General features: G+C 50.4%; 19 protein-coding genes. 3 read left to right on the top strand and 16 right to left on the bottom strand.

Features of this window, described 5'->3' with window-relative positions:
• Window positions 1–52: 52 nt before the first annotated feature.
• From ADU23_RS14455 to ADU23_RS14435, 5 genes are all read right to left on the bottom strand, one after another.
• Complete coding sequence (locus ADU23_RS14455; RefSeq protein ID WP_053374366.1) at window positions 53–1,093, bottom strand: LacI family DNA-binding transcriptional regulator; 1,041 nt, start codon at window positions 1,091–1,093, stop codon at window positions 53–55.
• Window positions 1,094–1,299: 206 nt separating this feature from the next.
• The gene (locus ADU23_RS14450) at window positions 1,300–2,367 is read right to left on the bottom strand and encodes an undecaprenyldiphospho-muramoylpentapeptide beta-N-acetylglucosaminyltransferase (RefSeq protein ID WP_053374365.1); all 1,068 of its coding nucleotides are present in this window, start codon (window positions 2,365–2,367) and stop codon (window positions 1,300–1,302) included.
• 158 nt (window positions 2,368–2,525) lie between these two features.
• Window positions 2,526–4,112 (bottom strand): peptide chain release factor 3, encoded by a 1,587-nt coding sequence (locus ADU23_RS14445; protein WP_053374364.1) that lies wholly within the window; start codon window positions 4,110–4,112, stop codon window positions 2,526–2,528.
• Window positions 4,113–4,151: 39 nt separating this feature from the next.
• Entirely contained in the window at window positions 4,152–5,708 is a 1,557-nt protein-coding gene (zwf, locus tag ADU23_RS14440) for a glucose-6-phosphate dehydrogenase (RefSeq protein ID WP_053374363.1), read from the bottom strand.
• Window positions 5,709–5,847: 139 nt separating this feature from the next.
• Window positions 5,848–6,681, bottom strand: coding sequence for a YwmB family TATA-box binding protein (locus ADU23_RS14435; RefSeq protein WP_053374362.1), 834 nt, complete (start codon window positions 6,679–6,681; stop codon window positions 5,848–5,850).
• A 114-nt stretch (window positions 6,682–6,795) separates the two neighbouring features.
• Between ADU23_RS14435 and ADU23_RS14430 the strand changes: the two genes are divergently transcribed.
• Window positions 6,796–7,173 carry a hypothetical protein gene (locus ADU23_RS14430; protein WP_053374361.1) on the top strand — a complete coding sequence of 126 codons (378 nt, stop codon included), beginning with the start codon at window positions 6,796–6,798 and terminating at the stop codon, window positions 7,171–7,173.
• Between the two features lie 144 nt (window positions 7,174–7,317).
• Window positions 7,318–7,992, top strand: a complete 675-nt coding sequence (locus tag ADU23_RS14425; protein WP_053374360.1) for a hypothetical protein — start codon at window positions 7,318–7,320, stop codon at window positions 7,990–7,992.
• A 148-nt stretch (window positions 7,993–8,140) separates the two neighbouring features.
• On the opposite strand, the gene ADU23_RS14420 is transcribed toward ADU23_RS14425, so the two are convergent.
• Window positions 8,141–9,640, bottom strand: coding sequence for a molybdopterin molybdotransferase MoeA (locus ADU23_RS14420; RefSeq protein WP_231637381.1), 1,500 nt, complete (start codon window positions 9,638–9,640; stop codon window positions 8,141–8,143).
• Here ADU23_RS14420 and mobB point away from each other — a divergent pair.
• The gene (gene mobB / locus ADU23_RS14415; RefSeq protein ID WP_053374359.1) at window positions 9,639–10,166 is read left to right on the top strand and encodes a molybdopterin-guanine dinucleotide biosynthesis protein B; all 528 of its coding nucleotides are present in this window, start codon (window positions 9,639–9,641) and stop codon (window positions 10,164–10,166) included. The two genes, ADU23_RS14420 and mobB, sit on opposite strands and share 2 nt — an antisense overlap.
• A gap of 16 nt (window positions 10,167–10,182) precedes the next feature.
• Here the strand turns inward: mobB and ADU23_RS14410 are convergent, their stop codons facing one another.
• The 10 genes from ADU23_RS14410 to ADU23_RS14365 all read right to left on the bottom strand — a co-directional run bounded on the left by ADU23_RS14410 (window position 10,183) and on the right by ADU23_RS14365 (window position 19,858).
• On the bottom strand, window positions 10,183–10,881 hold the full coding sequence (locus ADU23_RS14410) for a response regulator transcription factor (RefSeq protein ID WP_053374358.1): 699 nt from the start codon (window positions 10,879–10,881) through the stop codon (window positions 10,183–10,185).
• Window positions 10,882–10,893: 12 nt separating this feature from the next.
• Window positions 10,894–11,901, bottom strand: coding sequence for a sensor histidine kinase (locus ADU23_RS14405; RefSeq protein ID WP_053374357.1), 1,008 nt, complete (start codon window positions 11,899–11,901; stop codon window positions 10,894–10,896).
• 120 nt (window positions 11,902–12,021) lie between these two features.
• Complete coding sequence (locus ADU23_RS14400; protein ID WP_053374356.1) at window positions 12,022–12,729, bottom strand: PspA/IM30 family protein; 708 nt, start codon at window positions 12,727–12,729, stop codon at window positions 12,022–12,024.
• Window position 12,730: 1 nt separating this feature from the next.
• The gene (locus tag ADU23_RS14395) at window positions 12,731–13,192 is read right to left on the bottom strand and encodes a PspC domain-containing protein (RefSeq protein WP_063846008.1); all 462 of its coding nucleotides are present in this window, start codon (window positions 13,190–13,192) and stop codon (window positions 12,731–12,733) included.
• A complete protein-coding gene (locus tag ADU23_RS14390; RefSeq protein ID WP_053374354.1) occupies window positions 13,189–13,875 on the bottom strand; it encodes a PspA/IM30 family protein in 687 nt (228 codons plus the stop codon). The genes ADU23_RS14395 and ADU23_RS14390 overlap by 4 nt, the downstream gene beginning before the upstream one ends.
• Before the next feature lie 60 nt (window positions 13,876–13,935).
• Entirely contained in the window at window positions 13,936–14,232 is a 297-nt protein-coding gene (locus ADU23_RS14385) for a LiaF transmembrane domain-containing protein (RefSeq protein WP_053374353.1), read from the bottom strand.
• Between the two features lie 321 nt (window positions 14,233–14,553).
• Window positions 14,554–16,104 carry an ABC transporter substrate-binding protein gene (locus ADU23_RS14380; RefSeq protein WP_053374352.1) on the bottom strand — a complete coding sequence of 517 codons (1,551 nt, stop codon included), beginning with the start codon at window positions 16,102–16,104 and terminating at the stop codon, window positions 14,554–14,556.
• A 143-nt stretch (window positions 16,105–16,247) separates the two neighbouring features.
• Window positions 16,248–17,801 (bottom strand): ABC transporter substrate-binding protein, encoded by a 1,554-nt coding sequence (locus tag ADU23_RS14375; RefSeq protein ID WP_053374351.1) that lies wholly within the window; start codon window positions 17,799–17,801, stop codon window positions 16,248–16,250.
• A 94-nt stretch (window positions 17,802–17,895) separates the two neighbouring features.
• Window positions 17,896–18,828 (bottom strand): carbohydrate ABC transporter permease, encoded by a 933-nt coding sequence (locus ADU23_RS14370; protein ID WP_053374350.1) that lies wholly within the window; start codon window positions 18,826–18,828, stop codon window positions 17,896–17,898.
• 52 nt (window positions 18,829–18,880) lie between these two features.
• Window positions 18,881–19,858, bottom strand: coding sequence for an ABC transporter permease (locus ADU23_RS14365; RefSeq protein ID WP_053374349.1), 978 nt, complete (start codon window positions 19,856–19,858; stop codon window positions 18,881–18,883).
• Window positions 19,859–19,876 lie beyond the last annotated feature (18 nt).

Here is a 19,876-nt window from a genome sequence, read left to right as displayed (position 1 = left end):
CAAGCGTAAACGGCTAGCGTTCCGCGATTGAATTTTGATGCCAAAAAACGGCTTAATGATTGCTTTTTTTAAGTTGGGATGTCTCCCTTTGAACCAAATTTACAGGCAGCACGTCCCGTGCCGGTTCGGCTTCGTCCTTATTTTGAGCCGTATCAAGCAGCCTCGCGGCTGCAAGCTTGCCCATTTCATAAAAAGGAACCGCTACCGTCGTCAGGCTCGGACTAATAATACGCGAGCCATCGGAGTCATCATACCCAACTAACGCGTAATGCTGGCCTGCCTCAAGCTCCAGCTCCCGCAAGCCCTGCATCAAACCTATTGCCATCCGATCGTTGGCACCAAATACCGCATCGATGGAGCCTGCACGTATCAGCTGAGCTAGCTGACCCGCAAGCTCATAGCCGCTCTTGCGGCTGTAATTGCCCACGAATACATGCTCTGGCTCAAACGCTAGGCCGGCTTGCTCCAATGCTTCCTTATAGCCTTCGAGCCTATCTGCGCTATTGGAATACTGCTGCGGGCCGTTTACGAACGCAATGCTGCGGCTGCCATACTCGATCAGATGCTTCACTGCAGCTTTACTCCCTGCTACATGATCCGCATCCACCGTCCGATACGACTCCTCGTCATACCGCTGGTTCACAAGGCAGAAGGGAAAGTCTCCAGCCTTCAGCTCCGCAAGGGCAGCACGTTCTTCCGGCACGTTTTGGGAGCCGAGCACGATACAAGCGTCAATCTTTTGCGTTCGAAAAAGCTTCGCGTAGTCTCTTACCCCATCCGGCTCCCGGAAGATCAGCAGCAGGTCATAACCGCAGCGCTTCGCCGTCTCGCCGATTCCGCTTAAAATTTCCGAGAAATAGTAAGTGGAGAACAAGTGAACCTTCGGCACAAACGGAAGCACAACGCCGATATTGCCGCTCTTCCTCCGGGCAAATTGCTGCGCGAGCGCATTCGGGACATACCCAAGCTCTGCAGCAGCCTGCAATACGCGCTCGCGCGTATCGTCCTTCATCGGGCCAACATTGTTCAACACTCTGGATACAGTTGCCTCCGAGACACCTGCCAGCTTCGCTACTTCTTTCCTGCTAATGATCGTTTTCCTCCTGAAAAGCTAATATGCTAAACATCATTTCCGTTTAATGTACACGCGTACATTATGGCATGAAAACGTTTTATCGTCAACCGGCTTGCAGAGACTTTTTTCCAAAAGGCTGCCAGCCATCCAAAAAGGCGATCCGGAACGTTTGAAGCCACGCTCTGGATCGCCTTGTTATTACTTGCTATCGCATATAAGTAACCTTACTTCTTCGCAATTTCATTGATCCACTCAAAAACGGATGCTAACGCATTCGCTTCCTCGCTCATGTTCATCCGCTCGATAAAATCTTTACGGTTATCGTACAGTCGTTCTACGCTCTCCGTCAGCGTGCTGGCTGTCAGCTTCTCTTCGTACAATACGTCGGCATAACCCGATTTTTCAAACGACTGCGCGTTTAAAATTTGATCGCCCCTGCTCTGCTCCTTCGTGAGCGGGATAAGCAGCATCGGCTTCTTCAAGGAGAGAAATTCAAAGATTGAATTAGAGCCCGCACGGGAAATGACTAGATCCGTCATCGCTAGCACATCCGGCAACTGCTCATTCACATATTCAAATTGCTTGTAGCCAGCGATATCGATCGAAGGATCAACTTGATTTTTGCCGCATAGATGCACGACCTGAAATTTTTTCGTAAGTGCGGTCAGAGCTTGCCTTACCGTCTGATTGATTTTGCGGGCGCCTAAGCTTCCGCCCATGATCAGAATAACCGGCTTGCTCCTCGTAAATCCGCAAAAAGCTCTGCCGCGATCAGCGTTGCCCTGCTTCACTTCCTCGCGTATGACCGCTCCCACATGCCGGCTCTTGTCTGCCTTCAGCATGCTTCCCGTCTCCGGGAAGGTCGTACACACGCCGGTCGCGAACGGAATCGACAAACGATTGGCGAGCCCAGGCGTTAAATCAGACTCGTGAATGAGCAGCGGCACCCTGTTTAACCATGCCCCAATGACGACCGGTACAGATACGAAGCCGCCTTTGGAGAAGATGACATTCGGTTTATTCCGCTTAATGATCCGGTACGCCTGATAAAGCCCTTTTACCACCTTGAACGGATCCTTGATGTTCTGAATGTCCATGTACCTTCTCAGCTTGCCTGTCGCGATCGGAAAATATGTGACCTGCGGAATCGTTGCGATAAGCTGCCGCTCGATACCGCTCTCCGACCCGATATATTGGACTGACCAGCCCTCTTCCAAAAATCGCGGGATCAAGGCCAAATTTACGGTAACGTGTCCGGCTGAGCCTCCCCCGGTGAACATGATTGTTTTCATGAATGACTAGCCACCTATCGTTTTTTATCCATTTATTATACGGGTAAAGATTCGTTTTAGCACTGAAATTCAAGTCTTCGGAAACAAAAGCATCCTCAGCTGCAAGCGCTGCTGCGCCATTGGCTGAGGATGCTTTCTGCTTGCCTATATCCCAATCCTTAAGGCGCGGTTTCCAGAAACTTAGATGTTGGGTTTTTGTCAATTGCCGTACGCATCGCATACTCGTTCTCGAACAAGACGACATAATTGCCCTTCTTGTCCTTCACAAGCGTCGTATTAATACGGAATTTGCTTGGATCGATTTTATCGTCAACGATCCACCGCGCAAATTGGAACTGCATGCGATGCAGCTGAATATCTACGCCGTACTCCGCTTTCATCCGGTGCTCGAACACTTCAAATTGCAAGTGACCGACAACGCCGAGAATCGTCTCGTCGAAGTTGCCCGTTGAATGGAACACCTGAATGGTGCCTTCCTCTGTAAGCTGATCGATGCCCTTCTGGTATTGCTTATGCTTGAGCGCGTTTTTGACGGTTACTTTTGCGAAAATTTCCGGCGAGAACGTCGGCAGCTCATCGAATACGACCTCTCCGCCCTGCGACAAGGAATCGCCGATGCGGAAGATGCCCGGATCGAATAGCCCGATAATGTCCCCTGGGTAAGCCGTATCCACGATATCGCGATCCTGCGCTAGAAATTGCTGCGGCTGCGCCAGCTTAATATCTTTGCCGTTGCGAACATGGCGAACGCTCATGCCCCTCTCGAATTTGCCGGAGCAAATACGGAGGAAAGCAATCCGGTCGCGATGCGCCGGGTTCATATTGGCTTGAATTTTGAACACATAACCAGTGAATTTCTCATTCGTCGGATCAACTTGGCCCGTCGTGCTATTGCGCGGGGTTGGCTTAGGAGCCAGCTGCAGGAAGTTCTCAAGAAACGTCTGCACGCCAAAGTTGTTAACTGCGCTTCCGAAGAAAAGAGGCGTGAGCTCGCCGGCTTGCACCTTCTCGAAATCGAATTGGTCGCCTGCAACGTCAAGCAGCTCCAGATCTCCGATAAGCTGATCGGTCAAATAATCGCCAGCCATCTCACGGATCACCGGATCGTTATAATCGCTCACAGGACGAACTTCAATCGTGGAATGGTCATTGCCTTGGAACAGCTCAACCTGCGTTTTCATCCGGTCATAAACGCCGCAAAGCTCGCGTCCCATGCCGATCGGCCAGTTCATTGGCACTGCGCGAATGCCAAGCACCCGCTCCAGCTCCTCCATTAATTCAAACGGGCTTTGCCCTTCGCGGTCCAGCTTGTTGATAAACGTAAAGATAGGAATGCCGCGCTTGCGGCAAACTTGGAACAGCTTGATCGTCTGTGCCTCCACACCTTTTGCAACGTCGATAAGCATGACGGCGCTGTCGGCTGCGGTAAGCGTACGGTAAGTGTCCTCACTAAAATCTTGGTGACCAGGCGTATCGAGAATGTTGACGCGGTGTCCCAAATAATCGAACTGCATAACGCTGGACGTTACCGAGATCCCCCGCTGCTTCTCAATTTCCATCCAGTCGGACGTGGCGTGACGGCTCGCTTTGCGCGCCTTGACTGACCCAGCAAGCCGAATGGCTCCTCCGAATAGGAGGAGCTTCTCGGTGAGGGTTGTTTTCCCTGCATCAGGGTGAGAGATAATCGCGAACGTGCGGCGTTTATCAACTTCCTGTTTAATTTCTTCGCTTAACGATTGGCTCATGCTTGCCTTCCCTTCATTACGTAAGGTATACGGCAGCGGCTATTTTCCGCTGTTCGACACCCAAATGACGTTATCTTCCTCTTGGCCGTTAACCGGCCACCAATGGAAGCCATCTTCTCCAAGCAGCTGATTCGCTGCATCCGGACCCCAAGATCCAGCTGGATATAGCTTCAAATCACTTTTCTCTTCGCGCCAAGCCTGCGCGATGCGATCTACGAACGCCCATGCTTGAGAAACCTCGTCCCAACGCGTAAAGTACGTGGAATCACCGCGTGCTGCATCGTGAATGAGACGCTCATAGGCTTCAGGCGTGTTCAACCCGATTTGGCAGCTTTGGCAGAACTCCATCGCTACCGGCTGAACCGAATTGTTCTCGCCCGGCGTTTTTGCGTTTACTTTAATATATATGCCCTCAAGCGGGTTTACGCGAATAACGAGCAGGTTCGGCGCCAAATCATGGCGCTGTGCGAACAATACATTTTGCGGCATCGATTTGAATTCGATTACGATTTCAGTCGTTTTTACCGGTAGACGTTTGCCCGTTCTAATGTAGAAAGGCACGCCCGCCCAGCGGAAGTTATCGACAAATACTTTTGCTGCAAAATAGGTTTCCGTTGTGGAATCCTCGCCAACCGAATCCTCTTGGCGGTAGCCAGGAAGCTCCTTGCCGTGGTGGCTGCCTTCGCTATATTGTCCGCGGACTACGTTCGAGCGTACTTCATCGCTAGAACGGTAGTTGCGCAGGGAACGAAGCACCTTAACCTTCTCATCGCGTATATCTTCGCCGTGCAAGCGGCTTGGCGGCTCCATGGCGATCATCGTAAGCATTTGCAGCATATGGTTTTGGCCCATGTCGCGTAATGCTCCCGATTTGTCATAATAGCCACCGCGATCCTCTACGCCAACGGTTTCGGATAACGTAATTTGAACGTTCGCAATATGGTTATTATTCCACAATGGCTCAAAAAAAGCATTAGCAAAACGAATAACTTGAATATTTTGAACCATTTCCTTGCCTAGGTAGTGGTCAATGCGGTAAATTTCTTCTTCTTTGAACACTTGGTTAATTTGCTCGTTCAGCTTCTGCGCAGACGGCAGATCGTAGCCGAAAGGCTTCTCGATGACGACGCGGTGCCAGCCCGTAGACTCTAGCAGCCCACCGTCGCGAAGGTTGAAGGAAACCGGACCGAACAATGAAGGTGCAAGTGCCAAATAGAATAGGCGGTTGCCCGGAATGTTAAACTTCACATCCAGCTGCTCGGACAATTTGCTAAGCTCGCGGAAGCCTTCCACATCGTTGATATCCAGTGACATGTAAACGAAATGCTCTGCAAAACGATTCCAAAGCTCGGCATCGTCCGCTTTGTAGCGACAAAATTCCACAATGGATTCGTACAAGTCCGCACGGAATTGCTCATTTGTCCGAGGGCGTCTAGCAAGGCCCACAACGGCAAAATTTTCGGATAGCTTACCTTCTTTATATAAACTGAACAGGGCTGGAAACAGCTTGCGCCGAGCCAAATCGCCCGTTGCTCCGAACAGATAATAAACTGCGCCTTCTGCGGAGACGGAATCTAGATTATTCGTATATGTCATTTGCCTCATTCTTTCCCTATGTATTTTTATACAGTTTCACATGATATGTAGTTTAGCATATAGTTCTTTAATTCGCTATTCAACATGTCATAAAAAATACTGATAAGATACGTTACTTATTCTAATTCCGATTTGGCTGTTAGGGGCTTTCTGCCTTGGAAACGCTGTATTCTCCGGTAATGACAGGTATTCCGATCGCCAATTCCGTGTTATCGGAATTTGTATCCTTATGCAAGGCGATTTGAAAATTTGCCGATTTCCCGTTTTCGACAACAATGGCGGAGTGAAGCATCCGGGTATAAAAGGTTTCGCTGATCGTTCCCCGATCCTCATAGCGGTCAACCGATCTGGCATCCGTAAGCCTCGTTAGCCGCTGAATCGTCTGCTCATGATCCGTATACCCTTGAACCTTCATGCTGCTAGTGAACGCCGGAGAGAACAGGACAAGCTGCCCCGAAATATCCGCAGTCGCTTGAAGCAGCTTTTTCGGATCAAGCGGCTGTGAAGCGCCTGTCTCAAGCACCACCATCAGCTCTTCGTTGCGGCTGTCGCTCTTGACGAGGCTGATCGTTAATTTTCCGCTGTATTTAGGCAGGGCGCCCGTGACCGTTTTCCCTTCATTTTGCTCAATCTTATCGCTTGCGATCCCTTTCTCATCCACAAAAAGGTTCTGTACAAGCTCCTTCATTGATCCGACCTTACTCGTTGCATTCCATCTTATGCTCCAGCTCGCTCCCTGCGAGCCGCTTCTTAGCTGATCATCGCTCCACTCCCAGAGCGCCTTCAAATCATGCTGAAGCACCTGTTCCGCGGAGGTCGTATCCCTTGGAGCCCGGTCCGCTTGCCATATCGCCCATGACGCGCTTATTAATATAACGAGCAGCGCTAGCAGGATGCCGGCTTTCGTCTGCTTAGCTCGCTGCTTGGCTGTTAGCCGCTGTTTTTTGGGTACCGATTTTGCCGGAATGTACATGATTTTTCGCTCCTGTCCTCTTCCGAATGGGTAAACATCCATACACGTTTGCCTGTAGGTGAATACACTGGTTGCAGGATTGATTCATCTTATCCTTTTGGAGGTGCTTGGCGAATGGAACAAATTTATCCGCTGCACGAGGAAGTGGTTAATCGATTTTGCGGATATCCGGTAGGCGTAATTATGAAAGACGGCACGCGCCATGTAGGCATACTAAGCTCCTGCGGCAGCGGTAAATTGCAGCTTAATGCAGAGGCTGGCGGCATGGAGGCTAGCGTAACTCAATCACAAGCACAATCGCAGGTTTCAAAAAAGAAAAAAGGCGGTAAAGGTAAAACAGAAGAAGCGCATCAGTCATCCGGAAAATCCAAGCTGCAAACGCAGGCCTACCCCTATGATCCCTATTACTACGGGCCGCAGCCTTATTATCCATGGGGCGGAGCGCTGTCACTTGATTTCGCGCTAGTCGCATTTCTATTTTTGTTGCTTTAAAACAAGCGAAGCGGCGGGCCCGGCGCAGAGCAGCCGCTTTTTTTTATTTCATTAATCCGATAGCTGACAGCTTTCGCCAGTTTTTTTGGCTACGGTATAGTATGCTCACGCTAAACTATCCTTCAAGCCAGAGAGGAGATCATAATGAGCACATCCATACGCTCCATTCGGAGCATCGAGCGAACAAACGCATACACGCCGGTACAAGCTGTAAGTCCGTATGCTTATTACCCTTATCGCGACGGCGAGCCTCAGCAGCCTCCAGAGCAGGACTATGATTTGCATCGAATTTATCAGAAAGCCGCTAGTAGCGCAGCTGACTGGTTGCAAATGGCTAAGCAAGCCCAATCTCATATCGATCAACTCACAGTGCGGCTAAGCAACCAGTTGAATAACGGCCTTCCGATTGCGGATAGTTTAACGAGCCTTGCAAAAATGCTCCAGCAGCTGGAATCGCAATACAAGCAGCATGACGATGCTTTAAAGCCTGAGCTTTGGGCTAGCATAGAGCTGGCCCTGCGAGCCCCCGCTGCCAGGGAGCTTGGCCTACGGCGAAGCAAACGCGGGGATGAAGAGGCTTATATGTGGTCGAAGCCGCTTGCCCTAGATGAGTCTAAGCGAATGAAGCAGCTTTTGCTCGGGGCGGACGGTATGCTAAGCGATTTGAAGCATGCGCTCACCTACGCTGAGCAGCAGAAGCCGATTGATCTGCTCCAGCCGCAGCTAGGCGCTACGCTGCCGTATTCCGCTTATTACGGGGCGATGCAAGCCTACTGGCCGCTTCCCTATGCCGGATTGATTTTAAATCGATATATTTAAGGTAAAGCTGATAAAAGGCCTTGGCGAATCAGCGGCAGTCGCAGGCTTTTCCCAGGACAATGCTGCATTCATTCTATATTCGGTTTCCTCGCATGCATATCCTGCCAAATAAAATGATATTTCCCAATTACCTTTCATAAATCTCGCTTCATGGAATGAGGACAACTTCGATGAGTTCACCCGCTTCAGCTCCCTTTGAGCCGGAGGGGATGACCGCTAGTCCTTCCGCATCGGCAATAGAAGCCATCATGCTCGATTTGGAGAAGGCTAACGGATCAGCAAGCAAACGCCCCTCCGAATCGTTGATCAAGCGGGCGCGGACATAGCGGACATGCGGGCTTGGCTTGTCTATCGCAGTCAGCAGCCTCGCCCTAACCGTTCTTGGCAGCGCCTCTTTGGCGCCTTGCATGCTGAGCAGCGCTGGCCGAACAAATAGCTCAAAGCCTACGAAGCAAGCTCCCGGATTGCCTGACAAGGCAAAAAGCAGCTTTCCTCCTACAACGGCAGCCGATGTCGGGCTGCCCGGTCTCATCGCTACGCGGTCGAATAAAATTTTATTTTGCCTTTCATTAATTGGAGCAGGGGCTGACGAGGCGCTGTTCGCACTTGAGCGAGTTTGCAGCGGCTCCGCCAAGCTACCCTTTTTCAGGGAGTGGAGCAGCTCTGACATCACATCAAAGTCACCTACGGAGACGCCTCCGGTCGTGATGATCAGGTCTGCGCGCTCGCGTACGCTTGCGAGAGCGGCTTCAACCGCGCCAAGCTCATCGGGCAGCGAGCCGCATAGAATCGGCTCAGCTCCGCTTTGCTCTACCATGGCCGCGACCATATAGCTGTTGCTGTCGCGGATTTGCCCCGGCGCCAGCGACGCCGCAACCGGCAGCAATTCGCTGCCGGTCGCGAATACCGCTACGCGCGGCCGCTTTTGCACCGCCACCTCGGCATAGCCGAAGGTGCCGAGCAGCGCAACATGGCCCGGCCGCACAACTGTGCCGGGCACTGCAAGCACGCTCCCGCGGCGGAATTCCTCGCCGCGGGGCGCGATGTGCTGGCCGGCCAAGCCGGCGTGCTTGATCAGCACCGCCGGCGAGCCATCGTCCAGCATGGCTTCCGCGGTCTGCTCAAGCATCACGACCGCGTCAGCCCCCTCGGGCACAGCCGCGCCTGTCATGATGCGCACGGCAGTGCCCTTCTTCACGGCCGCGAGGGCGAGCCCGCCCGCCGCGACCGAATCAACGACGCGCAGCGTCGCCGGCTGCTCCGGCGACGCTGCCGCGATATCTGCTGCGCGCACGGCATAGCCGTCGAGTCCCGAGCGCGCGAAGGGCGGCCAATCGCTTGACGCCACTATCGTCTGCGCAAGCCTGCGGCCGCCGCTAGCCTGCAGCGGCACAAGCTCGCTGCCTAGCTGCAGACCTTCCGCAGCAGCAAGCACACGCTGCTGCGCTTCTCCAACCATCACGGCCTTCCGATTAAATCGGCCGGCCCGCTCGCTCCCGCCCGTCATCCCAACGCCATTCTCCTTCCCCATTACAATCACCGCTCCTATCGCCGCCAGATCATCCGGCAGCTTATTCAGCATCCATTTTACAATGTATGTTAAACTATTGGCAATTAACGTCACCGAACGCGCGAAGGAGCTTGCCATGCAATCATCATCAGTAAGCCAACAATTGATTGTCCAAATCATTGGATACAAAAACACCGGCAAAACCACTTTGGTTTGCCGGTTGACGGAACGCTTTAAGCAAGCGGGTTATACAGTTGGAACCATTAAGCGCGATGCGCATCATTTTCAAATCGATAAGCCCGGAACCGATACTTGGAAGCACCAAGCAGCCGGGGCAGACATAACCGCTATTACTTCATCCAAAAGCACGGCAATTATGAAGGCATATTCCGAATCGCTTGAGCAGCTTATAGCGCAAATGCCCGAAGCCGATGTCGTACTCGTCGAAGGCTTTAAAGATGCAGACTATCCCAAAATCATTATGATTCGATCAGAAGCGGATCATGAACTCTTTAAAATAGCAAAAAACAAGATTGTTGCCGCACTCTGGCCCGAAGCAAGCCTCCCTGCACTAACGGGCGAATCCATCCATGGAATAGCTGTCGATCAGATCGAAGAGCTGTTCCAAACCCTAATAACAATCCCCAAATATTTGAAGAGCTAATATGAAATTAAGTCCTTTAATCGGCAATCCCTTGCTTATGCGCATAAATAGCCGCTTGCGTACGATCATCAACATCCAGCTTGTTAAAAATGTTCGTAATATGGAATTTCACCGTCTTCACGCCTATAAACAGCTCGTCGGCGATTTCCTGATTGGAACGCCCCTGCGCTACCCGCTTGAGCACGTCCATTTCGCGCTCTGTCAAATCATGATGCAGCGGCGTTTGCTCCTGCTGCTTCGGCTGGCGGAACCGGTTCATCATTTTGGCCGCCACCTGTGACTCCAGCACCGATTGTCCACGCGCTGCGGCACGAATCGCATCGGCGATTTCCGTAGCCCGCGACGTCTTGAGCAGGTAGCTGAATGCGCCTGCTTCAATGACAGGGTACAGCTTGCTGTCATCCAAATAGCTCGTTAATACGATGACTTTGCATTCGGGGTACAGCTCAAGCAGCTTGGCTGTCGTCTCAACCCCATCCATGCCGTCCATCACCAGATCCATCAAAACAACGTCAGGTCTGTACGCCTGTGCTAATCGAATGCCGTCCATGCCGTTGCTGGCTTCACCGACAACCTCGATTCCATCCTCGGTATCCAGCACCGCCGCAAGACCGATTCGCACCATTTCGTGATCATCGACAAGCAGCACCTTTATCGGCTGACTCAATTGCTCAATTGCCTCCACACCTAACACCGTCCTTCTTTTATCGTACATCCATTTTAATTGTCATGCTTGTGCCTTCGTATCACGCAATCCATCCGCGGGAACCCAAATATGAATGGCCGTGCCTTCGCCCGGCTTCGAAATCATCTGCAACGATCCGCCCAGCTCAAGCACACGCTCCTCCATCGTGAGCAGCCCGTAAGAGGTCTGCTTCTTCGACTCCAGATCAAACCCGATGCCGCTGTCCAGCAGACTCATATGCACTTGGTTGCCTGAACGAATCAGCTTGATTTCCATTCTGTCCGCTTTGGAATGCCGCAGCGTATTGGACAAAGCTTCTTGGGCAATTCGGAACAAATGATCCTCGGCATTTGGCTGAAGCACAATGGTCTCATCTACCTCAAGCGTAATCGTCATCGGTACTTTCTGCTTCAGCTCATCCACTAGAACAGTAAGCGCCTGCCCCAAGTTTTTGCCGTCCAAGTGGACGGGCCGAAGATGAAGCAGCAGGGCGCGCATTTCCGATTGCGCAACGGCAGCCATTTCTTCAATAAGCTGTACCTGACGCTTTGCTCGCTCCCAATCCCGCTCTATCGTCCGGCTGACAGCCGTCGCCGTCATCGAGATCGCGAATAGCTGCTGGCTAACCGCATCATGCAGCTCGCGGGCAAGGCGCTGGCGCTCCTCGATCACTGCCGTGAATTTGACCTTTTCGGTCCAATTCGGATCGACCTGCTCCTGCTCTGATATTTCATTTTCCGTTTTCTCGCCATTGCTTAGCGTTACGGTAAATCTACGTTTTACCTGCTGATCAGTCAGCCGCTTTAGCGATTCCTTCAGCCGCGAATTTTGCAAATAACCGTTCAGCGCCGCAGCAGCCAGTCCCGCGCCAACGATAGTCAATCCGATTACCGCCCACTTCCCCTGAAGCGTGAACAGCTCAACGTAGCCGATTCCTTGCAGCACGATGACAACCAAGCTGACGATAATAAGCAACCACAATATCGTTTCCGTCGTATTGCGCCTGCGGGCCGCATGATTCGGTTGGTTTCCCTTAATTTCCTTCTCCATACGGCTCACTTCCTTCTTCTATGTACTATTTTAACCCTTAATGCCTGCTTATGTCATTTTTCATGCAAACGCATGAAAGAGCAGACCGTTAAACGGTCCGCTTCTTCCGTGAGCTGGATCCTATTCTTCAGATGGAGCTTTTGTTAAAGAAGGAGCCGGGTTCAGCTTATTTTTGAGCGCTTGCAGCTGCTCATCCACTTTAATTTGTTTCTCAGCGTCTGCCGCATTAAAGCTGTTTGTTGCTCCGCTGTATGAGTATGGCGTGCGAAGAACGTCTGCTTCCGCTTCCAGCTGCATGATTTTCTCTTCCATACGGTAGAAGCCGCGTGATGCAGAGCCGCTGTCGATCGTATGGTTTGCTGTCAGCTGTGCCATTTGTTTTTGAGCTTTAGCTACTTGTGCACGGGAAGCAAGCTCATTGCGTTTGTTGCGCAGTTGGTAGAACTCATCCTTCATCGTGTGCAATTGCTGCAGCAATTCCTCAGCTTGCGCTTTTGATTGTGCATGAAGGTCAACATATTCCGTTACCTTTTGATCGAAATAAAGCTTCTCTTCCAGCAGCTTGCGAGCAAGCTCCTCTTGGCCGGCTCTTAAAGCCGCCTCTGCTTTAGACTCACGATCAGCCGCGCTGCGTACAGTTTCCTCAAGGCGCTGCTTCATGCGGCGCTCGTTTGCCATTTGCTTAGCTACTGTAACCTCAGCTTGATGAATTTCGGACTCCATGTCGCGCAGGTACTGATTCAACATTATAATCGGATCTTCAATTTTATCCAATGCCTCATTTACCGATGCCTTCGTCATATCTTTCATGCGTTTGAAAATTCCCATATTAAAAATCTCCCTTCTCGTATTTAGCAATTTTGGCTTTCAATTCTTCAATTTCACGGCGCAGCGCTTTTTTCTCCAAATCGTCCATCATGCTATCGAACTGTGTCGATGCTGCTGGCTGTGGTGCCGGTCCTGGCGTATTCCAAGAACCCGGTGCTTGCGGCGGGTTTTTGTACGGGCCGCCGAATTGGGAATTAGCTTGTTGGCCAAATCCAGGATTATAGCCGCCGCCATAACCGTTGCCGTAACCGCCGTTTGGTCCAAAGTTCGAGTAGATCGGCGGTTCTTTAGGAACAACCAAACCTGCGATGATATAGATCAGAATGACAGCGCCGCTTGTAAAAATCGTAATGACGATAAGTAATATCCGCAGCAGCGTGGCATCTACGTTCAACATTTCCGCTAATCCGCCGCAAAGACCAAATAGCTTTTTGTCTCGTGAGGAACGATAGAGTTTCTTCAAGACGACCAGCCCTCTTTCTCAAGCTTTCGCTTCAACTGCTCAAGCTCACGTTCTATAACGGATTGTACGGTGTTGCCTGCTTCCGTTACGAATTCTTGCCCCATTCTGCGAATGTCGCGCAAGCTTTTCGCTTCGTGCTCCATGCCGCTAATCCGATCTTCCAGCCTTCTGAATACGGAACCCGACTGAATGCCTTGTTCGCCGAAGCCGCTGCTGTAGCGGCTGTTCATCCGCTGTTGAAGTCTTAGTGATTCCATGCGAGCCGCATAATATTCGCGTTTGTCATATACCGATTGGTATTCACTGCGCATCTCGCGAAGCTGCTCTTCTAGATCCAACGTATTTTGTCTGCTTTGCTCGAACAACTCACGGTATTGAACCGAGCGTTCTTCGCAGCTTGCTTTTTCATGCAAGGCGATTCTAGCCAGCTGCTCTTCGCCTGCTTTCAGAGCCGTCAACGCTTGATTCTCGCGCCGTTCCTTCTGCTCCTCGGCTTGCAGCCATTGTGCCTTTAAGTGATTGCTGTGGCCAGCGTACTGCTGGTACAACTTCTCCGCTTGAATGATATCTTCTCTGGTAGACCAGAGGAACTGATCGATCATCCGAACCGGATCTTCTGATTTCTCAAGACGTTCATTTAGTGTAGCAACTGTAATGTCGCGAACTCGCTTCATAATACTCATTCCATGTCCTCCTTAACGTTTTGCGAATAAAACCGTTCTTTCTTTTATCTCTCGCGGCTATTAGTAAGCTCTGCGTTTATCTTTTTTGAAAAGGCTAACTCCAGCTGCGATCAACCCGATTGCCAGAAGCAGCAAAATGACGCCGCCGAGCTTGCCGAGAACCATCATACCGCCGATTACGATAAGTATGCCGCCAATCCATTTCTTGCTGTTCATCCAACCGACGATACCGAGTCCGATTAATATGAACGGGAGCAAGAATCCGAATATAGCACCAAAGTGGACACCGACAAAATTAAGTACCGCGATAACACCGACGACTACGAGCAGTGCGCCTAACGCGCTTTTTCCATTCATCCCATTTCATCTCCTTTCAAACCTTTAGAATGTTTTTTCTTTGTTTTTTGCCATGCGTGTGTTGCTCTTGCTTATGTACTTAGTTTAGATCAATTTTCAGCTTTATAAAACGGACCTTCGGCGGTTTTCTAACTGGACTTAGGTCGAGTCGGAAGCCAGCCTCTAGGGGAAAAAACCGGCTTTCTCCTCTTTTTCACCGTCAAATCGCCCTCACTCGCGCATAACGCTGCGATAACGAGCACACGCTAGCAAAAGGACGATGAACCAAAAAACCGACTTCGCAGCTTGCGCTTGGCCGGCACTTCAAACCATCTGCTTCTCTTATTTGTTCGCTAGAAATTGATCGAATTGCGATTGCTTCTCCGCAACAATCTTCTCGATGCCAGCCGCTTTCAGCCTCTCAGCATATTCAGGCAGCACTTTATCGATATCGACAGATCCGGTTTCCAAAGCCGTCTGATATTGTCTGTCAACGTTGACGACAGCCGCTATCTCAGCTCGAACCGCATCGCCGTTGAATACGAAGCCAAGCCCGGGCGAGAGCTTTGCATTTTGATTAAACTCCCTGAAGTTATCCCATTTGTCCGCATCTTCTGAGTCCCACACATAGTTTAGAAACTGGTTGCCGAACATCCAGTTGGAGCCTGGATTATAATCCACGGTGTGCTCGGTCGGCTTGATCACGTTTTCGTTAACCTTCAGATAGTGTTTGCCTTCTATGCCGTAATTGAGCAAATTGTTCAAATAGGAGTCCGTATGCAGCAGATTGATAAACATCATCGCGCGCGCAGGGTCCTGCGAGGTTGAGGAGATCGCCAGCATAGAACCTGCTGTCTCCGATGTTGCAATCGTCTTTTCGTTTAATGGCAGCTGCGCCAGCTTGCCGATAAGGCCGGTCTGAATCGCCAGCTCCTCGTCCTTCCCCGGCTTCAATGCCGAGGTGATGGAGAAAACGTCTCCCGATTTTAAAGCGTCATTGTTCATCGTCTGATTGGTGGCCGCATCTTTATTGATATAGCCTTTTAGATAAAACTGCCGTGTAATGCGCAGCGTATCCACATAACGCTCCATCTCATAGGCGGGCATTACCTTTGTGCTTTCTCCATCCTTAAGAATAATGCCGGGAATCGAAGTATCTCCCAGCGCATCAAAATTTCCGATATAATGCGCCGTAAACGTCTCCCCTAGCTTCATATAGAGAGGCGTCATGCCCGGCTTTCTCGCTAAAATGATTTGATACACCGCGTCCAAGTCCTCAATTGTTTTTACATTGGACATGTCGATGCCGAGCTCCTCGGCAATATCCGAGCGATAAACGATGCCGCCCTGCGCCGCTAATTCCTTGTTCGTAGGAACCGCATAGTTTTTGCCGTCGATTTTGGCGCCAGCTAGAAACACCGGATCAAGCGATTGCAAAATGCCTTGCCCATACTGCTCCAGCAGCTCATCGACTTCCAAAAATGCACCCTTTGACACATTTACCGCATGCTTATTCCACTGCGCTGTAAATAAAATATCAATCTTCTCGCGCGATGCGACCATCAGATTTATTTTATCGTCCCACGGTCCCCAATCAATCGGCATGAGATCAATTTTCGCATTGATTTTATCTACTAAATACACATTCATTGCCGCCTCTACTTCTTCCTCGTCCTTCTGCGGCGATCCCGTATATACAAATTTCAGCGTATAAGGCTCCAAGGTCTGGCTCTGCTGCGTTCCGCCGCCTTTTTTCGCCGCAGGTGAAGCGCTTTCAACTTTGCCGTTAAGCGGCCTGTTCTCATTTGCCTGATTAGAGCAAGCGCCTAGTACAATTAAGCTAGCCAGCAGGAGCATCCTTGCACGAGTCCAAAGGATCGTCGTTCGGGTCATAATCGAATTGCCCCCTAATGGGTTGATGAAATGCGTTCATAGTTTAATTGTAAATAGTATGCCAAAAAATGCAAGCAACAAAAACCCGCTCCTCTTGCAAGGCGCGGGTTTTCATTATTCGCGAACTAAGCTATGCTTATCGCTCATTTGCTAGCCAGAAATTCGTCGAATTGCTTCTGCTTTTCAGCTACGACCTTGTCTACGCCGGCGTCCTTCAGTTTCTTCTCATATTCGGCAAGGATTTTATCAACGTCGACGGAGCCTGTTTCAAGCGCTCTTTGATATTGGCGGATAACGTTCGCAAGCGCTCCTACCTCAGCTTTTACCGGCTCGCTGTTAAATACGAAGCCAAGCGCAGGGGAAACCTTTGCATTTTGGTTGAACTCTTTGAATTTTGCCCATTTGTCCGGGTCCTCTGTATCCCAAACGTAGTTAAGGAACTGGCTGCCGAACATCCAAGCGGAGCCTGGGTTATAATTTGCCGTATTGCCTGTTGCGGTAATGATTTCGCCATTTCTCGTATAGTGGTCGCCTTCGATTCCGAAGTTCAGCAGATTGTTGATTTCTTTATCGGTGTGCAGCAGGTTGATCAGCATCATAGCGCGGGCCGGGTCCTTCGAAGTGGAGGAGATGCCGAGCATCGAGCCAGCCGTTTCAGACGTCGCAACCGTTTTTTCCGTCATCATAATTTGCGCAAGCTTGCCTGTCAAACCTGCGGCGCTTGCAATTTCAGCATCCTTGCCCGGCTTCATTGGCTCGATTGTAGAGAATACAGTTCCTGCTTTCCAAGCATCGGCGGATGCGACCTGCGTTGTCGCGGCATCTGCGTTAATGTATCCTTTTTTGAAATAATCGCGAGTAAGGTTCAAATATTCCTTGTAGCGGTCGATTTTCTCCATCGGCGTTACGGTTGTTCCATCTTGATCCTTTAGAATAGCTCCCGGGATTGTCGAATCTCCTAGAAAATCATAGTTGGCGAAGAAATGTGAGTTAAATGCTCCTGCTGTTGTGTAAAGCGGGGTCAAATCCGGCCGCTTTGCTTTTACCACGGCGTAGACCGCGTCTAAATCCAGAGGCGTTTTGACGTTGCTCATATCGATGCCCAGCTCATCCGTCACATCTTTGCGGTACACGATGCCGCCTGCGGCTGCTAGCTCCTTGTTCGTTGGCACGCCATAGTTTTTGCCGTTGATCTTCGCGCCTTCGAGGAAAGCAGGATCAAGCGAATCGACGATGCCTTTGCCGTATTGGTCGATTAGTTCGCCTAGCTCAAGGAATGCGCCCTTGGAAACGTTATTGGCATGGCCGTTCCACTGTGCCGTAAAAATAATGTCAACCTCTTCGCGGGATGCGATCATGAGATTGATTTTATCGTCCCATGCGCCCCAATCTATTGGCATAAGATCGATTGTGGCGTTGATTTTTTCGGTCAGCAGCTTATTAAGCGCCTCTTCCACCTTTTTCTCATCGGTCTGAGGCGTTCCTGGATAAACGAGCGATATTTTATAAGGCTTCAGTTCGGATGCAGGCGGCTCTTCTTCTGTATTCGCTGGTTTGTCCGTCTCGGCGGCGGTATCCTTTGTAGGCTCTGGATTGTTGCTTGTTTTGCTGTTGTTTCCTGAGCATGCGGACATGACGAGTACGATGGCCAGCATCATCAAGAGAAGCATCGATGTTTTTTGTTTCATTTGCTTCATAGCGGGTGGACCTCCCTTAAAAATTTGGTTTATATGCTCAACCGGCAATGCCGGCTACAGCCATTTTCGCGACAGCATCACTCATTCTGCGCAATTACCCCTTAACAGCGCCTACCGTTAAGCCTTTAACAAAATACTTTTGAAAGAACGGGTATGCGAAAATAATCGGGCCGATACCAACGACAACCATCGCCATCCGAACCGTCTCGCTTGGGAATTTGAAGGTTCCGCCTGCTGCCGTAATGGCCGCTGCCGCCGTGCTGTTGTTCGCAAGGAATTGAATGTTCAGCATCGTCTTGTACATCAAATATTGCACGGTTATATTGCCATCCTTCGTAATGAACACCAAGCTGAGAAACCAATCATTCCAATAGGTGAGTGTCTGGAAGAGTGCCACCGTTGCAAGCACCGGAAGCGATAAAGGAAGGACGATTTTTGCGAAAATAGTAAGCTCTCCCGCACCGTCAATTTTTGCGGACTCCAGCACGGCTGCGGGAATCGTCGTCTGAAAGAACGTCCGAATGATGAGCACGAAGAAGGCGGCGACGAGAAGCGGCATAATGAGGGCAAGCAGCGTATCCTTTAAGTCAAGAACGCGAACGTACACCAAGTACCAGGGCACAAGCCCGCCGGAGAACAGCATCGTAAAGAAAACGAAGAAGGTAAAAAACTTGGCATGCGGGAAATCCGTTCTAGAGATCGGATAAGCGTACAGCGCCATAATAATAAGGCTGAGCGTCGTGCCTGCGATGGTGACGAGTATCGAGATGCTGTAAGAGCGAATGATTTGGGTCGCGTCCTTGAACAAAAATTGATAGGCGGCCAAGTCCAGCTTAGAAGGAATGAATTGATAACCCTCTCGCACAACCGTCGCCTCATCCGAAATCGATACCATCACGATCAGCACGAGCGGTATGATGCAGAGAAAGGAATAAATGATGAAGAAAACATTGATGCCTAGAGAAGCCGGAATCGACAATTGATTTTTTGGGTTGGACCCGGACGATATTTTCTCGACTGCTTCCATAGGTTCACCTCCATAAATTTTTCATAGAAAATAAGGACGGCTTTAGCCTCTGCTAAAATAATGCGTTATCCTTGTTGATGCGGCGCACAACCCAATTGGATAGAAAGACCAGCGTAAAGCCGACGACTGACTGAAGCAGTCCCGCGGCGGAGGACAAGCCGATATCGCCTACGGTGAGGAACGTCCGATACACATAAGTGTCGATGACGTTCGTAACCGGGAACAGCACGCCCGATTCTCTTGGCACTTGGAAGAACAAGCCAAAGTCCGCATTAAATATTTTGCCGATCTGAAGCAGCGTCATTATCGTAATGACAGGCATAATGAGCGGGATCGTAATCCGGGTCATTTGCTTCCATTTGCTCGCACCGTCGATTGTTGCCGCCTCGTAATACTCATCGTCGATGCCGATGATGGCAGCCATATAGATGACGGTAAAGTACCCCATGCTCTTCCACGTGTTTACGATCGGCAGGACGTAAGGCCATACCTCTTGGGTAAAATACCAGCTCACCTTCTCAAGCCCCAATGCCGGAAGCAGCGAGCTGTTCAAGTAACCATGCTCATCGCTCATGAAGCCGAAGACGAGATAGCTGATTACGACCATGGAGAGGAAATAGGGAAGAAACATGATCGTTTGATGGAGCTTGGCGACGAACCGGCTGCGAATCTCATTGAGCATTAGCGCAAACGCAAGCGGAATGATCAGATTGAGGACAATGAAGCCGGAGTTGTACAATAACGTGTTACGCGTAATGATCCAGGCATCCGATGTTTTGAACAAATACTCGAAGTTGGTTAGCCCGTTCCATGCGCTTCCTAGTATGCCGTCCGCGTAGTTGATGCTCTTAAACGCGATAATGATGCCGAACATCGGAATATAGTTGTTGAACACGAGCAGAACGATGGCTGGGAGCATCATCACATAGAACATCCAGTATTTGCGGAATATGAGTAGATGCGATGTCTTCCTAGCTTTAATTTTTGGAATATAGGCCGTTGCCGCAGCTTTAGGCGTCTGATCCGCCATCGTCTTCTTCCTCCTCTT

The organism is Paenibacillus sp. FJAT-27812 (assembly GCF_001273905.1).
Taxonomy (GTDB): domain Bacteria; phylum Bacillota; class Bacilli; order Paenibacillales; family Paenibacillaceae; genus Pristimantibacillus.
The sequence above is the reverse complement of the archived record's forward strand: the minus strand, read 5'-3'. Positions and strand labels throughout refer to the sequence as shown.